Source organism: Uliginosibacterium sangjuense, assembly GCF_059132465.1.
Window position 1 is genome coordinate 760,726 of the sequence record NZ_CP101132.1, and the last position, 14,275, is coordinate 775,000.

General features: G+C 63.1%; 15 protein-coding genes. 12 read left to right on the forward strand and 3 right to left on the reverse strand.

Going from position 1 to position 14,275, the window contains the following annotated elements:
- Nucleotides 1-73 precede the first annotated feature (73 nt).
- From NMB43_RS03500 to NMB43_RS03525, 6 genes are all read left to right on the forward strand, one after another.
- Complete coding sequence (locus NMB43_RS03500) at nucleotides 74-1,777, forward strand: acetolactate synthase 3 catalytic subunit (RefSeq protein ID WP_494350775.1); 1,704 nt, start codon at nucleotides 74-76, stop codon at nucleotides 1,775-1,777.
- Between the two features lie 13 nt (nucleotides 1,778-1,790).
- Entirely contained in the window at nucleotides 1,791-2,282 is a 492-nt protein-coding gene (gene ilvN, locus NMB43_RS03505; RefSeq protein ID WP_494350776.1) for an acetolactate synthase small subunit, read from the forward strand.
- Nucleotides 2,283-2,356: 74 nt separating this feature from the next.
- A complete protein-coding gene (ilvC, locus tag NMB43_RS03510) occupies nucleotides 2,357-3,373 on the forward strand; it encodes a ketol-acid reductoisomerase (protein ID WP_494350777.1) in 1,017 nt (338 codons plus the stop codon).
- Nucleotides 3,374-3,463: 90 nt separating this feature from the next.
- Nucleotides 3,464-4,381 (forward strand): LysR family transcriptional regulator, encoded by a 918-nt coding sequence (locus tag NMB43_RS03515; RefSeq protein WP_494350778.1) that lies wholly within the window; start codon nucleotides 3,464-3,466, stop codon nucleotides 4,379-4,381.
- A gap of 139 nt (nucleotides 4,382-4,520) precedes the next feature.
- Nucleotides 4,521-5,306 (forward strand): CDP-diacylglycerol--serine O-phosphatidyltransferase, encoded by a 786-nt coding sequence (gene pssA / locus NMB43_RS03520; RefSeq protein WP_494350779.1) that lies wholly within the window; start codon nucleotides 4,521-4,523, stop codon nucleotides 5,304-5,306.
- Between the two features lie 3 nt (nucleotides 5,307-5,309).
- The gene (locus NMB43_RS03525; protein ID WP_494350780.1) at nucleotides 5,310-6,854 is read left to right on the forward strand and encodes a 2-isopropylmalate synthase; all 1,545 of its coding nucleotides are present in this window, start codon (nucleotides 5,310-5,312) and stop codon (nucleotides 6,852-6,854) included.
- On the opposite strand, the gene NMB43_RS03530 is transcribed toward NMB43_RS03525, so the two are convergent.
- The gene (locus NMB43_RS03530) at nucleotides 6,855-7,223 is read right to left on the reverse strand and encodes a DUF2069 domain-containing protein (protein WP_494350781.1); all 369 of its coding nucleotides are present in this window, start codon (nucleotides 7,221-7,223) and stop codon (nucleotides 6,855-6,857) included. It abuts the gene before it with no gap.
- Between the two features lie 92 nt (nucleotides 7,224-7,315).
- Between NMB43_RS03530 and NMB43_RS03535 the strand changes: the two genes are divergently transcribed.
- Nucleotides 7,316-8,167, forward strand: a complete 852-nt coding sequence (locus NMB43_RS03535; protein ID WP_494350782.1) for a YihY family inner membrane protein — start codon at nucleotides 7,316-7,318, stop codon at nucleotides 8,165-8,167.
- 1 nt (nucleotide 8,168) lies between these two features.
- Here the strand turns inward: NMB43_RS03535 and NMB43_RS03540 are convergent, their stop codons facing one another.
- Nucleotides 8,169-9,662 carry a cyclic-di-GMP receptor FimW-related protein gene (locus NMB43_RS03540; RefSeq protein WP_494350783.1) on the reverse strand — a complete coding sequence of 498 codons (1,494 nt, stop codon included), beginning with the start codon at nucleotides 9,660-9,662 and terminating at the stop codon, nucleotides 8,169-8,171.
- A gap of 198 nt (nucleotides 9,663-9,860) precedes the next feature.
- Between NMB43_RS03540 and rpsP the strand changes: the two genes are divergently transcribed.
- The 5 genes from rpsP (at nucleotide 9,861) to erpA (ending at nucleotide 12,360) form a co-directional block, all read left to right on the forward strand.
- Nucleotides 9,861-10,112 (forward strand): 30S ribosomal protein S16, encoded by a 252-nt coding sequence (rpsP, locus tag NMB43_RS03545; protein WP_494350784.1) that lies wholly within the window; start codon nucleotides 9,861-9,863, stop codon nucleotides 10,110-10,112.
- A gap of 22 nt (nucleotides 10,113-10,134) precedes the next feature.
- The gene (gene rimM / locus NMB43_RS03550; protein ID WP_494350785.1) at nucleotides 10,135-10,644 is read left to right on the forward strand and encodes a ribosome maturation factor RimM; all 510 of its coding nucleotides are present in this window, start codon (nucleotides 10,135-10,137) and stop codon (nucleotides 10,642-10,644) included.
- A 41-nt stretch (nucleotides 10,645-10,685) separates the two neighbouring features.
- Entirely contained in the window at nucleotides 10,686-11,417 is a 732-nt protein-coding gene (gene trmD, locus NMB43_RS03555) for a tRNA (guanosine(37)-N1)-methyltransferase TrmD (protein ID WP_494352106.1), read from the forward strand.
- 85 nt (nucleotides 11,418-11,502) lie between these two features.
- The gene (gene rplS / locus NMB43_RS03560; RefSeq protein ID WP_494350786.1) at nucleotides 11,503-11,892 is read left to right on the forward strand and encodes a 50S ribosomal protein L19; all 390 of its coding nucleotides are present in this window, start codon (nucleotides 11,503-11,505) and stop codon (nucleotides 11,890-11,892) included.
- 117 nt (nucleotides 11,893-12,009) lie between these two features.
- Entirely contained in the window at nucleotides 12,010-12,360 is a 351-nt protein-coding gene (gene erpA, locus NMB43_RS03565) for an iron-sulfur cluster insertion protein ErpA (RefSeq protein WP_494350787.1), read from the forward strand.
- A gap of 77 nt (nucleotides 12,361-12,437) precedes the next feature.
- Here the strand turns inward: erpA and NMB43_RS03570 are convergent, their stop codons facing one another.
- On the reverse strand, nucleotides 12,438-13,586 hold the full coding sequence (locus NMB43_RS03570) for a M23 family metallopeptidase (protein ID WP_494352107.1): 1,149 nt from the start codon (nucleotides 13,584-13,586) through the stop codon (nucleotides 12,438-12,440).
- Nucleotides 13,587-14,275 lie beyond the last annotated feature (689 nt).

Below are 14,275 nucleotides of genomic sequence, written 5' to 3' on the forward strand. Positions count from 1 at the left end.
CGCTGCCTTGACCAATCGGGGCGGCGCCGGTAACGTAGCGGGTTCTCTTAAATGGCTGTATCTGGGTGCTGAGATGGTCCTAACCGGAGCAGAGATTGTAGTGAGGTGTCTCCAGGAAGAAAAGGTCGAGTACCTTTTCGGCTATCCCGGGGGGGCGGTCCTCTTCATCTACGACGAATTATTCAAGCAGGACAAGGTGCGCCATGTGCTCGTCCGTCACGAGCAGGCCGCGGTGCATGCGGCGGACGGCTATGCGCGCTCGACCGAGAAGGTTGGCGTCGCGCTGGTGACCTCGGGCCCCGGGGCAACCAATGCGGTGACCGGCATCGCGACGGCCTACATGGACTCGATCCCGATGGTGATCATCAGCGGCCAGGTGCCGACTGCAGCCATCGGCCTGGATGCGTTCCAGGAAGTGGATACCGTCGGTATCACCCGCCCCTGCGTGAAACATAACTTCCTGGTCAAGGACGTCAAGGACATCGCGTCGACGATCAAGAAGGCTTTCTATATTGCGCAGACCGGCCGTCCCGGCCCGGTGCTGGTGGACATTCCGAAGGATGTGACGGCGCAGAAATGCGAGTTTGCCTATCCGGAATCGGTCTCGCTGCGCTCCTACAATCCGACCGTCAAGGGCCATCACGGCCAGATCAAGAAGGCCGCCCAACTGCTGTTGGAAGCCAAGCGCCCGATGATTTACACCGGCGGTGGCGTGGTGCTGTCGAATGCGGCCAAGGAACTCACCGCGCTGGCGCGCAAGCTGGGCTTCCCGGTCACCAACACGCTGATGGGGTTGGGTGGTTACCCGGCCTCGGACAAGCAGTTCGTCGGCATGCTGGGCATGCACGGCACCTACGAAGCCAACATGTCGATGCATTACTGCGACGTGCTGCTGGCAGTGGGGGCCCGCTTTGACGATCGCGTGATCGGCGATCCGAAGCATTTCCAGGCTGAGCCGCGCAAGATCATCCACATCGACATTGATCCTTCGTCGATCTCCAAGCGCGTCAAGGTTGATGTGCCCATCGTCGGCGACGTGAAGGAAGTGCTGGAAGAGCTGGCGCGCCTGATCGAAGCCGAGCGCCCGAATCCCGACAACACGGCCGCCTGGTGGCGCCAGATAGAGGAGTGGCGCGCCAAGCAATGCATGAACTTCCGCAACTCGGACGAGGTCATCAAGCCGCAGTTCGTGGTGCAGAAGCTGTGGGAAGTCACCCAGGGCGAAGCCTTCGTGGCGACCGACGTGGGCCAGCACCAGATGTGGGCGGCGCAGTACTACGGCTTTGACGAGCCGCGCCGCTGGGTCACCTCGGGTGGCCTGGGCACCATGGGCTTTGGCATTCCCGCCGCCATGGGCATCCAGTTGGCGCACCCGGGCAAGCCGGTGGCGGTGATCACCGGCGAAGGTTCGGTGCAGATGTGCATCCAGGAACTGTCGACCTGCAAGCAGTACCGCATGCCGATCAAGGTGCTGAGCCTGAACAACCGCTACCTCGGCATGGTGCGCCAGTGGCAGGAGTTCTTCCATGGCAACCGCTACTCCGAGTCCTACATGGATTCGCTGCCGGACTTCGCCAAGCTGGCGCAGGCCTATGGCCACATCGGCATCCAGGTCACCAAGCCCGGCGATGTGGAGGCTGCGCTGCGCGATGCCTTCATCAAGCACAAGGACGAGCTGGTGTTCATCGACTTCCAGGTGGACCCGACCGAGAACGTCTATCCGATGGTCCAGGGTGGCAAGGGCCTGACCGAGATGATCCTGGCCGAAGACCTGTAAGGACGCCGACACCATGCGACATATCATTTCCCTGCTGCTGGAGAACGAATCGGGTGCGCTGTCGCGCGTCTCCGGGCTGTTCTCCGCCCGTGGCTACAACATCGAATCCCTGACCGTCGCGCCGACTGAAGACGCTTCCATGTCGCGCATGACGATCATCACCACCGGATCTGACGACACGATCGAGCAGATCACCAAGCAGCTCAACAAGCTGATCGAGGTGGTCAAGGTGGTGGATATCTCGGAGGCCGCGCACGTGGAGCGCGAGCTGATGCTCATCAAGGTACGCGCCGTCGGCAAGGACCGCGAGGAGATGAAGCGCATGGCGGACATCTTCCGCGGGCGCATCATCGACGTCACCGAGACCAGCTATGTCATCGAGCTGACCGGAACCCAGGACAAACTGGATTCCTTCGTCAGCGCCATCGACAGCGAACTCATCCTGGAAACCGTGCGCTCGGGCGTGTGCGGCATCGGCCGCGGCGAGCGCGTACTGAAAATCTAGTGAGGCGTGCGGAGGCGGCCCCGCAGATTCGGCCTCCTCACACCTCCTACACTCCTCACTCGAAAGGAAATGCAATGAAGGTCTATTACGACAAGGACGCCGATCTCTCCCTCATCAAGGGCAAGCAGGTCACCATCGTGGGTTACGGTTCGCAAGGTCACGCGCATGCGCAGAACCTGCGTGATTCGGGCGTCAATGTGACCGTCGGCCTGCGTAAGGGCGGCGCGTCCTGGGCCAAGGTCGAAGCGGCCGGCATCAAGGTGGCCGAAGTGAACGAGGCGGTGAAGAGTGCCGACGTCGTGATGATCCTGCTGCCGGACGAGAACATCCCCGAGGTCTACAAGAACAACGTCGAGCCGAACATCAAGCAGGGCGCGACGCTGGCTTTCGCCCACGGCTTCAACATTCACTACAACCAGGTCGTGCCGCGCGCTGACCTCGACGTGATCATGGTCGCCCCCAAGGGCCCGGGCCACACCGTGCGTTCCGAATACCTCAAGGGTGGCGGCGTGCCCTCGCTGATTGCGGTCTACCAAGACAAGTCCGGCCGTGCCAAGGACATCGCGCTGTCCTACGCCGCAGCCAACGGCGGCACCAAGGGTGGCGTGATCGAGACCGACTTCCGCGAAGAGACTGAAACCGATCTGTTCGGCGAGCAGGCCGTGCTGTGCGGCGGCGCCGTGGAGCTGGTGAAGATGGGCTTCGAGACGCTGGTGGAAGCCGGCTACGCGCCCGAGATGGCCTACTTCGAGTGCCTGCACGAGCTCAAGCTGATCGTCGACCTGATGTATGAAGGCGGCATCGCCAACATGAACTACTCGATCTCGAACAACGCCGAGTACGGCGAGTATGTGACGGGTCCGGAAGTCATCAACGCCCAGTCGCGCGAAGCCATGCGCAACGCGCTCAAGCGCATCCAGACCGGCGAATACGCCAAGATGTTCATCCAGGAAGGCAAGACCAACTACCCGGCCATGACGGCGCGTCGTCGCCTGAACGCCGTGCATCCGATCGAGACGGTCGGCAGCCAGTTGCGCGGCATGATGCCCTGGATTGCCAAGAACAAGCTGGTCGACCAGAGCAAGAACTAAGCAGTCAGAAGCAGTGTCGGGGCCGGCTGATCACCGGCCCCTTTCTTGCCGCCCGCCCGGGTGGCGTTCCGGACTCACGTGGTGGCAGGCATGGAACTCCCGTCCGTCGATCTGAACCGGCTCATCATCTTTCTGCGCGTCATGGAGTCGGGTGGTTTCACCGCAGCTGCCAAGCGCATGGGCGTCGCCAAAACGCATGTGAGCCAACAGATCGCGCGCCTGGAGTCCGAGCTGCATATGTCGCTGTTCACGCGCAATACGCGGCGCGTGGTGCCTACCGAGGGTGGGCAGCGCTTGTATGCCGACTGCGCGCCCCTGCTGTTGCAGCTCGAGGGTGTCCTGGAGAACCTCACCGAGGTCGAAAGCCAACCGCAGGGCCTGCTGCGCGTGATGGTGTCGACCGGCTTCGGCCAGCATGTCATTGGTCCTTTCCTGGCCCGCTTCGCTGCCGAGTATCCGCGCCTGCATGTCGACCTGATGGTGACGGACGACACCCTGGATCTGGTCGTGCATCGTGTCGACGTGGCCGTGCGCTACAGCCCGCTGCGCGACTCCAGCCTGCATGCGCGCAACATCGGGCAGTTCCGCCGCTTCGTGGTGGGCGCGCCGGCCTATCTCGCGCGACACGGACACCCCGAAGTCCCGGAAGACCTGGCCAACCATAGCTGGGTCGCGTTCTCGCGCATCGCCTCGCCTTACACCTGGACTTTCAGCAAGGGGGAAGACGAAGTCACGGTGCACACCTCGGGTCGTGTCAAGGCCGACAACCCGGCCGCCTTGCAAGCCTTGTTGCGCGAAGGCGCGGGCCTCAGCGCGGTGACCGAGTTCGACTGCATGCACGACCTGCAGCGTGGCGATCTGGTGCGCGTGCTGGAGGACTGGACGCTGCCGCTCAAGACCATCCATGCCGTCTACCCTGATACGCGCCACGTCCCGCCGCGCGTGCGCCTGTTCATCCAGTCCCTAGAGCGTTATCTGGGCGATACCGTGTTTGCCTCAGGCGCCTGAGGGCTCGCCTGCGGCTACAATTGGCGCCCGGACGGACCCGTCTTGCGCATCGACAAGGCGCGCCGCATTCGTGCGCGTCGCGCGGAACCCGCGAGCCTGAACGTGGTCCCGACAACGTCAGTCATCTTGGAGCACCAGCGTGCCGAGTCCTAAAACCATCATCGGCGCCGAAAAGCGTCGCCGCGGGATCTACATCCTGCCCAACCTGTTCACTACTGGCTGCCTGTTCTGCGGCTTCTACGCCATCGTGCAGGCCATGAACGGGCATTTCGATCAGGCCGCCCAGGCGATCTTCATCGCCATGGTGCTGGACAGTCTGGACGGTCGTGTGGCGCGTATGACCAATACGCAGAGTGCCTTTGGCGCCGAGTACGACTCGCTGGCCGACATGGTGTCCTTCGGCGCCGCGCCCGCGCTGGTGACCTACGAATGGGCCCTGCGCGACATGGGCAAGCTGGGCTGGATCGCCGCCTTCGTCTACTGCGCGGCCGCCGCGCTGCGCCTGGCGCGTTTCAACACCAACATCGCCGTCGTCGACAAGCGCTTCTTCCAAGGCTTGCCCAGCCCGGCGGCGGCTGCGTTGGTGACAGGCTTCGTCTGGCTGATGATAGACAACGGCATTGCCGGTCAGGACGTGCGCTACTTTGCCGCCGGCATGACGGTGTTTGCCGGCGTGTCGATGGTCTCCAACGTTTTCTTCTACAGCGGCAAGGACATCAACCTGCGGCGCGCGATTCCCTTCGCCATGGCGCTGCTGTTCGTGGTGGTGCTGCTGTTCGTGTCGAGCTATCCGCAGGGTGTGCTGTTCGGCGTATTTGTCTGCTACGCCTTGTCGGGCTACATCATGAGTGTGTTGCGCTGGCGTCGTCGCCGGCGCGGGCTGGCGCTGCCGCCTTCCGCACCGCGCATCGGTTCCGAGGAGTAAGTGATGAAGGACAACCTGGTCATTTTCGATACCACACTGCGCGACGGTGAGCAAAGTCCGGGCGCCTCAATGACGCGCGAGGAAAAGGTGCGCATTGCGCGCCAGCTCGAGAAGATGCGCGTGGACGTCATCGAGGCCGGCTTCGCCGCCGCTTCCAACGGCGACTTCGAAGCCGTGCGCGCGGTGGCCGAGGCGGTGCAGGACTCCACCGTCTGCTCGCTGGCGCGTGCCAACGAGAACGACATCCGGCGCGCCGGTGAAGCGATCCGTCCCGCTAAGTCCGGTCGCATCCACACCTTCATCGCGACCAGCCCTATTCACATGGAGAAGAAGCTGCGCATGACGCCCGACCAGGTCGTCGAGCAGGCCGTGAAGGCGATCGGCTGGGCGCGCGAGTACACCGACAACGTGGAGTTTTCTGCCGAGGACGCCGGGCGCTCCGAGATCGACTTCCTGTGCCGCATTTTCGAGCAGGTCATCAAGGCCGGCGCCAAGACGATCAACGTGCCGGATACCGTGGGCTACAACGTGCCGGAGCAGTTCGCCGCCGTGATCCGCACGCTCATCGAGCGCGTGCCGAATTCGGACAAGGTCATCTGGTCGGTGCACTGCCACAACGACCTCGGCCTGGCCGTGGCCAACTCGCTGGCCGCCGTGATGGCCGGCGCACGCCAGGTCGAATGCACCGTGAATGGTCTAGGCGAGCGCGCCGGCAACGCCTCGATGGAAGAGGTGGTGATGGCCGTGCGTACGCGCGGTGACCTGTTTCCGGTACAGACACGTATCGACACCGCGCAGATCGTGCCGGCCTCCAAGTTGGTTTCGCAGATCACTGGCTACCCGGTGCAGCCGAACAAGGCCATCGTCGGTGCCAATGCCTTCGCGCATGAGTCGGGCATCCACCAGGACGGCGTGCTCAAGCACCGCGAGACCTACGAGATCATGCGCGCCGAGGATGTGGGCTGGACCGCCAACCGCTTGACCCTGGGCAAGCTGTCGGGGCGCAATGCCTTCCGCGCGCGCCTGCAGGAGCTGGGCATCGGTGTCGAGTCGGAAGAGCAGCTCAACCACGCTTTCGCGCGGTTCAAGGAGCTGGCCGACAAGAAGCAGGAAATCTTCGACGAGGACCTGCATGCCTTGATGTCAGACGAGGCCGTCACGCCCGAGACCGAGCATTACAAATTGGTCGCCTCGCGCATCACCTCGGAAACCGGCGAGCCGCCTTCTGCCGCGCTGACGCTCACGGTGGGCGGTGCCGAGCACAAATGCGAATCCAGTGGTTCGGGGCCGGTCGATGCGGTGTTCCGCGCACTGGAAACGGTCGCCCGCAGCGAGGCCGAATTGCTGCTGTACTCCGTCAACGCGATCACCACCGGTACCGATGCGCAGGGTGAGGTCACCGTGCGCCTGGCGCATGGCAATCGCATCGTCAATGGGCAGGGGGCGGACACCGACATCCTGGTGGCCTCGGCCAAGGCTTACATCAATGCCTTGAACAAGCTGCATGCCAACACGCAGCGCGTTGATCCGCAGGGCGAGACGGTTTGATCAGGTCGCGCCCGGGCGCTGCCGCGACGGCGCACTGAGGCGGGCATAGGCGGCGCAGGTGCAGAACAGCGCCAGCGCCAGCGCGGCCTCAATGCCGCCCAGCCAGGCCGAGGGGCCGCCATCGCTGGTGGCCCGCACGATGCCTTCGGCGAAGTACAGCCACACGAGCAGGCTCAGTGCCTGAAAAGTGTAGCGACGCCCATGCCACACGCCGCGCAGGCATAGCACCAGCGGCAGTACTTTTAGTGCGAGCCAGGAGCCGCCGGGCCGGATCGGGCTCAGCCACAGCTCCATCGCGAGCCCCAAGGCAATCAGGGCGACAAGAACCATCAGGCTGAGCTGCTGCAGGCGGTGGAGGGTCATCTTCATCTGTCGGAATAAGGTTTCACTGCGCGCGGGTCTGGGCGCTGAGCCATTAGAATGGCGCGCATTATAGGTTCCCGCCACTCATCACCGCCGCCATGGCCGTCCTGCGCCTCTTTCGATTCCCTCAGCATCTGTTCCGCAAGCTACGCGAGGTGCGTGCCATGCAGACGGCAGGCAGCCTGTCCTTCACTACCTTGCTGTCGATCGTGCCGATGCTGACTGTGATGATCATGGTGACCAGCAAGGTTGACGCTTTCGCGAGCGTGGGGGCTGGGGTGCGCCAGTTCCTGATCCGCAATCTGCTGCCGGACCGTGCCGGCAAGGTCATCACGACTTACGCGCTGCAGTTCAGTCAGAAGGCAGCAGGCCTGACCTTGCTGGGCACTGGTCTGCTGGTCCTCACTGCGCTGATGCTCTTGCAGACCATTGACCGTACTTTCAACAGCATCTGGCACATCAATACCCCGCGTCCCTGGTATGTGCGCTTGCCGGCTTACCTGTTGGCGCTCACCCTGGGGCCGGTGCTGTTTGGCCTTGGGGTATATGTCACCTCATTGTTTGTATCGGCCTCGCTGGGCCTGTTGGACGAGCCACGCTGGGTCGCCAAGTTGGTGTACCAGTTCGCCTCGGCCGCCCTGCTGTCGGTGTTGTTCGCTTATGTCTTCCACGTGGTGCCCAACAAGGCCTTGGTGCGCTGGCATAGCGTGGTGGGGGGCATCGTGGCGGGCGTCGGCATCGTGTTGGTGCAGCGCCTGTTCGGGCTGTACCTGTCCAAGCTGCCGAACTTCACTCTGGTCTATGGCACTTTTTCCGTGCTGCCGATCTTCCTGATCTGGCTGCATTCGAGTTGGCTGGTGATCCTGTTCGGTGCCACCGTGGCGGCCACGCTGCACGAACATGCCGGCGGCAAGCCCAGCCGGCGACGGGCAGGCGCGACGACGGAGTGAATCAAAGCGGGTAAGGGTCGATCTCGAACTGGAACAGCTCCACGTTCGAGGTCTGCATGTCCAGGCTCAGCAGCCGGCCTTGCGCCACGTAGAGGCGGTCGATGTCCGATACCAGCGAAAAGCGGCGCGAGGTGTAGGTCCCGCTCGGCGCCAAAACTGCCTGATGCTGGCGCAGGGCCGGCAGCACCGGCAGCACCAATGCCTTCACCATCGTCGTGTTGCGGTCAGGGTTGCGAAAGCCCACCTGCACCGGGATCGCTCCGCGCGAAACGATCTGCACGCCCATTTCGATGGCGCCGGGGCTCTCGCTGCGCAACCAGCGCACCACGCACAGGCTCCAGGGTTCCGCAGCGTCGCGCCGCAGGGCGATGGCCATCCCAGCAGCCAGGCCACTGCTGGCGCCCTTCACATGCATGATGGAGAAGCCGCTGGGGCTCTCATTGGTGACATCCCATTCTGAGACCAGGCTGTTCTCTGCCGAGTCGCGCCCGGAGATGACCTGCCAGATCGCTGGCAGGCCGGTGCAGGCCTGCACACCGTACTGTTGTTTGCGGCGCGGCAGCTCCCGCTTGGCGGGCGTCGACCAGCGCTGACGCAGCCGCCCCAGCAATGAGACAGGCTGGACGCCCGGGAACATCTCGCTGGGTTCGAGCTCCAGATTGGCTCGGCCACCTTCATGTCGGGCCAGCGCTTCGGCCGCGCGGCGCGCCAGCGCGGTGGTCGAGAAGAACAGCAGGGTCTTGCTGTCGGTGGGAGGCTCGCGGCGTAGGCACGCAATCGGCTCGCCGCCACGCTCCAGATCCATCCAGTACCAGGCGCCGTCCAGTGAGCTGGGGCGCTCCTCCTGTACATGCATCTGACCACAGATGCGCGCCAAGTACTCTGCCGCCCAATCCAGCTCGGCGGCGGACAGGGAGTGTGGCTCCAGCGCGATCAGGCCCAGCAGGCGCTTAAGCACAAACAGCGAGGTTTCCGCGGGGCTGCCCGGGGCCGCACTGGGATTGGCTTCGGTGCGGGAAAGCAGGTACATCTTCCCGGTGGCGCGCCACAGCGAGCGCCCGGGCTCCGTGCCGACCTGGTTGGCAATGACATAGTGCTCGGAGAGCAGGCGCAGTGCGCGCGCCGAGACGGTCTCGTTGAGCCGTCGCTGAGTGCGGATCGCCCCCTGCCGTGCATGCCCGAGTACGCGCTCGAAGCCCTCTGCGATGCGAAGCAGGGCGTCCAGTAGCAGGCGCACGTCCTGACTTTGCGGCTGGGGCAGCGGCAAGGCCGCGCCGCGCAGCTCACGCCGGAACTCACTGCATAGGCGTAGCGCCCGGCTGTAGAACAGCTCAATGCAGCGATGGAACTGCGCATGCGTGATCCCCGGCGCATAGATAGCGGCCAGTTGCGCGCTCAGGGCGCGTGTGTCCTCCCCGTTGTCAAGCGAGGGCGGCGAAGTGAGCCAGTCCAGGATCGCAGAGGTCGCGTCGCTGCTGGATAAGGCGGCGGTCATGTTCAGGAGGCAGCGCCGGGGCCGAGTGTCAGGATCGCCCCATTCTATTGCATCGCCCAGCCCTTGCGCAGCCGGGCCATCGGGCACTTCGCCAGGCGGCGGCGGTATGTCTGACGCAGGCATTGCTCAAGTGCTTGAGTTAACTGGCGCTCTCGCTTAGAATGCCGGGTTTTTCCGCTTCACAGAACGGGATTTATCATGGTCGTGATTCGTCTTTCGCGTGGTGGCTCCAAGGGCCGCCCCTTCTTCAACATCGTTGCCACTGACTCGCGTAACCGCCGTGATGGCCGTTTCATCGAGCGCGTGGGCTTCTACAACCCGGTGGCATCGGGCAAGGACGTGGGTCTGTCGATCAACAGCGAACGTCTGAGCTACTGGCAGCAGAACGGCGCCCAACTGTCGCCGACGGTCGAGCGCCTGGTCAAGCAAAGCGCCAAGGCTGCCGCCTGAGCGACAACCCGGTCGGCGCGCCATGATCGTACTGGGGCGGATTGCGACCCCCTTTGGTGTGCGTGGCTGGGTGCATGTGCATCCGTTCGGCGACGATCCTGTCGAATGGCGGCGCATGAAGACATGGTGGTTGGGCGCGGATCCAGATGCGGGCGACGCCACTGCTTGGCGGGCGTACTCGCTGGACGAGTGCAAGCCGCACGGAAAGGGCTTGGTGGCGTCCTTTATGGGCATCACCGATCGCTCCGGTGCCGAGGCGCTCGAAGGTCTGTACCTGGCCGCGCCGCGCGAGGCATGGCCGAGTACGGCGGCGGATGAGTACTACTGGGCCGACCTGATTGGCCTCGAAGTTCTTAACCAGCAGGACGTAGTGCTGGGGGTGGTGACCGGACTGATCGAAACCGGGGCGCATGACGTGCTCCAGTTGGCCGATGGTGAGAAAGAGCGACTGATTCCGTTTGTGGCGGCCTACGTCAAGGATGTCGATCTCGCCGGGCGGCGCATCCGGGTCGAGTGGGGAACGGACTGGTGAGCGACCTGTGTCGCTTCGATGCAGTGAGCCTGTTCCCAGAGATGTTTGGGGCCGTGTGTGAGCACGGAATTTCGAGGCGCGCGCTGGAGCGCGGCTTGTGGCAACTGCAGTGCTGGAACCCGCGCGACTTCACGCAGGACGCGCACCGGACGGTGGACGACCGGCCTTTCGGCGGCGGTCCTGGCATGGTGATGCTGATTGAGCCGCTGCGACGTGCGATCGAGGCGGCGCAGGCGGCTCGGCAGGCCGTGTCGGGCCGGGCGGGCAAGGTGATCTACATGTCGCCGCAGGGCGTCCCCTTCAGTCACGAACAGGCCGTGCGTCTGGCCGAGGCGGGAGGGGCGATTCTCCTGTGCGGCAGGTATGAAGGAATCGACCAGCGTCTGATTGACGGCTGGGTCGACGAAGAGATCGCTGTCGGTGATTTTGTGGTATCCGGCGGAGAGTTGCCGGCAATGATGCTGGTGGATGCGGTGGTCAGGCTGCTGCCTGGCGCCTTGAATGATGCCGATTCGGCGCAGGAAGATTCCTTCGCTGACGGACTGCTGGATTGCCCGCACTACACGCGGCCCGAACTGTACGAAGAACAGGGCGTGCCGCCCGTGTTGATGTCAGGTAATCACGCGGAAATCCGGCGCTGGCGATTGAAGCAGTCGCTGGGAAGGACTTGGTTGCGGCGGCCCGACCTGTTGGAGAGGCGGGCCTTGTCGCGAGAGGATGTGCGCTTGCTGGAGGAGTTCCGGCGTGAGCACGAAGCGTCCGGTCAGGATTGACCGGAAGACAGAAAGGCACGCATCAGGTGGCGACCTGCTCTGCGTGCGAGGCCACAGGCCATTAACTTTGATTGGAGCTACGCACATGTCGAACCTGATTCAACAACTCGAGCAGGAAGAAATCGCCCGCCTGGGCAAGACCGTTCCCGAATTCGCGCCCGGCGACACCGTCGTCGTGCAAGTGAAGGTCAAGGAAGGTAACCGCGAGCGTCTGCAGGCTTACGAAGGCGTCGTGATCGCCAAGCGCAACCGCGGCCTGAATTCCTCCTTCATCGTGCGCAAGATCTCGTCCGGCGAGGGCGTGGAGCGTACCTTCCAGACCTACTCCCCGCTGGTGGCCAGCATCGAAGTGAAGCGTCGCGGCGACGTCCGTCGCGCCAAGCTGTACTACCTGCGCGAACGCTCCGGCAAGTCGGCGCGCATCAAGGAAAAGCTGGTGTCGCGCGCAGCTGCGGCCCAGAAGGAACAAGCCTGATCGAGGCCTGCTCGGACAACGCCCCGTTCGCGGGGCGTTTTTCTTTGTGCGCCTTGAAATTGACGGAACTCACCCCCAGTTCGATAATCAATACGTGACCCCCCTAGGAGCAACACCATGAACGCCATGACCGAAATGCCCGAACCGCTGGTCTTCACCGACAATGCGGCCAACAAGGTCAAGGAACTGATCGACGAGGAAGGCAACCCCAACCTCAAGCTGCGTGTTTTCGTCTCAGGCGGCGGTTGCTCCGGGTTCCAGTACGGCTTCACGTTTGATGAAGACGTCAATGAAGACGACACCACCATGAGCAAAAACGGGGTGACCCTGCTGATCGACTCGATGAGCTACCAATACCTGGTTGGCGCGGAAATCGACTACAGCGACGGCCTGGAGGGTTCGCAGTTCGTCATCCGCAATCCGAACGCGACGACGACCTGCGGCTGCGGCTCGTCGTTCTCCGTCTGATCCAGGGGCGGAAGAGTCGCAAAAAAACGGGCGCCTGCGGGCGCCCGTTTGCTCTGTGAGAGTTGCGCCCGCGCTAGTCAGTCGGCAGCCACGGCGGCCACCGAGGCGGACGCTTTGAGTTGTGCAAGCAATGGCGCAGCTTGTTGGCGGAAAGCGGCCAAGCGGTCGCCGGTCAGCGCCGGTGCGGTCGGCAGCGCTACGGTCATGGGGTCCTTGGGGCTACCGTTGACCCTGAACTCATAGTGCAGGTGCGGGCCTGTTGCCCACCCCGTCTGACCCACGTAACCGATCACCTCTCCCTGCTCAACGCGCTGCCCCACCCGCAGGCCGGCGGCAAAGCGACTCAGATGCGCATAGGCCGTCGAAATGCCATTGGTGTGATTGACGATCACGAAGTTGCCATAGCCGTTCTGCACACCCACAAAGCCGACGGTGCCGCCGCCTGAGGCGCGGATACGCGTTCCGGTCGGCGCGCCGAAATCCACGCCACGATGGGTGCGCCATTGGCGCAGGATGGGGTGTAGCCGCATGGAGAAACTGGACGTAACGCGCGAAAACTCCAGCGGGGAGCGCAGAAATCCTTCGCGTAGCGGACGCCCATCCTCACTGTAATACTCACCTCGTTTGGCGTCCTGCGCCATCCACACCGCCGTCAGGCGGCGGCCGTCATTGATCAACTCCGCAGCCAGGATGCGCCCACCGCGCACAAGACGTCCTTCGAGCGTAAGCGTCTCATAGTGCACCGTGAAGCGATCACCCTTTCTCAGGTCGCGGCGAAAGTCGATCTTGCTGCCAAAGATATCTGCCAGCCCGACCGCGATCTCATCCGGCAAGCCCGCGGCGTCGGTGGCAGCGAAGAGCGAGCTGCGAATCACGCCCGATGTCGTTTGATAGCCTGACTCCAGAGACAAGGGGATTGACTGGAGCGTGAACCCGCTGTCAGTACGCCGCAGAACAAGGGTCTCTGCCGACCCCGAACCTGGCACGCTCAGCGAGATCAGCCTGCCGTTGCGGTCTGTGCTGCTCATGAGTTGCATGCCGGGCCTCAGGCTACGCACCAAGCTTTGCGTCTCGCGAGAAATGGCGATGAAACGCAACGCCTCATCATCATTGACAGCAAGGCGCGCCAACACGGTTGCGATCGTGTCTTGGCTCTGGACGGTCGTACTGTGCGTAAAAGGACTCTCATCGAGCGACAAGACGCCCTCGTCGGGGTGGCGCAGCATCAGCGACACGGCAGACACAGGAGGCTGTAGCTCCTGTGGAACGGCGACTGCTACCGCCGTCACTGCGGCGCTGCTTCCAAGAACGGCGGCCCAAGCTAATGGGTGCCGGGCTAGCTGCAAGCACTTCTCGGCCAAGCGTCGGGCGTGCACTTCAATCGAACCGGAAAATGGCATCGTAGACTTCTGATCTGGTTAGGTAAAAAAGTCTAACAAAATTCGTGACTTAGTTGAGCGGTTGCAGGCGCCCGAGAGTGCGGATCGACGCCGCGTCACCGGAGGATCTCCCGCACCAATACATATACGACAACCCCGTACCGCCGCTTTCTGCCGGTTGTCAGCCAAGAGCTCCGTAGAGCGCCAAGTCTGGACCGATGCTGCGTTGCGAAGAAATTTGAAGAAATCGCGCCAAGGGTGTTGACAGGTGCGCGAGGGGTGTCCATAATCTCGCTTCTCTGCTGCTGACGCGGCGAGACAGCAAGGCGGCGAAGTGTAGTTCAGCGGCTTTGTTGGGTTGCAGTCCCGGTGTTTTGGGTCTGCGACAGTCGAGCAAAGTTTGAAATAAAAATTTCAAAAATAGCTTGACGAAGTAAATAAGGTGTGTATAATGCGCACCTCTCGCAAACAAGCGAGACGCTCTTTAAAAAGATGACAACCGATAGGTGTGGGTGCTTGATTGGTTGGTTGATCGA

Coding starts and splice junctions, on each gene's coding strand:
- NMB43_RS03500 (WP_494350775.1), top strand. CDS start 74: ATGGTCCTAACCGGAGCAGAGATTGTAGTGAGGTGTCTCCAGGAAGAA.
- ilvN (WP_494350776.1), top strand. CDS start 1,791: ATGCGACATATCATTTCCCTGCTGCTGGAGAACGAATCGGGTGCGCTG.
- ilvC (WP_494350777.1), top strand. CDS start 2,357: ATGAAGGTCTATTACGACAAGGACGCCGATCTCTCCCTCATCAAGGGC.
- NMB43_RS03515 (WP_494350778.1), top strand. CDS start 3,464: ATGGAACTCCCGTCCGTCGATCTGAACCGGCTCATCATCTTTCTGCGC.
- NMB43_RS03525 (WP_494350780.1), top strand. CDS start 5,310: ATGAAGGACAACCTGGTCATTTTCGATACCACACTGCGCGACGGTGAG.
- NMB43_RS03530 (WP_494350781.1), bottom strand. CDS start 7,223: ATGAAGATGACCCTCCACCGCCTGCAGCAGCTCAGCCTGATGGTTCTT.
- NMB43_RS03535 (WP_494350782.1), top strand. CDS start 7,316: ATGGCCGTCCTGCGCCTCTTTCGATTCCCTCAGCATCTGTTCCGCAAG.
- NMB43_RS03540 (WP_494350783.1), bottom strand. CDS start 9,662: ATGACCGCCGCCTTATCCAGCAGCGACGCGACCTCTGCGATCCTGGAC.
- rpsP (WP_494350784.1), top strand. CDS start 9,861: ATGGTCGTGATTCGTCTTTCGCGTGGTGGCTCCAAGGGCCGCCCCTTC.
- rimM (WP_494350785.1), top strand. CDS start 10,135: ATGATCGTACTGGGGCGGATTGCGACCCCCTTTGGTGTGCGTGGCTGG.
- trmD (WP_494352106.1), top strand. CDS start 10,686: ATGTTTGGGGCCGTGTGTGAGCACGGAATTTCGAGGCGCGCGCTGGAG.
- rplS (WP_494350786.1), top strand. CDS start 11,503: ATGTCGAACCTGATTCAACAACTCGAGCAGGAAGAAATCGCCCGCCTG.
- erpA (WP_494350787.1), top strand. CDS start 12,010: ATGAACGCCATGACCGAAATGCCCGAACCGCTGGTCTTCACCGACAAT.
- NMB43_RS03570 (WP_494352107.1), bottom strand. CDS start 13,586: ATGCTGCGCCACCCCGACGAGGGCGTCTTGTCGCTCGATGAGAGTCCT.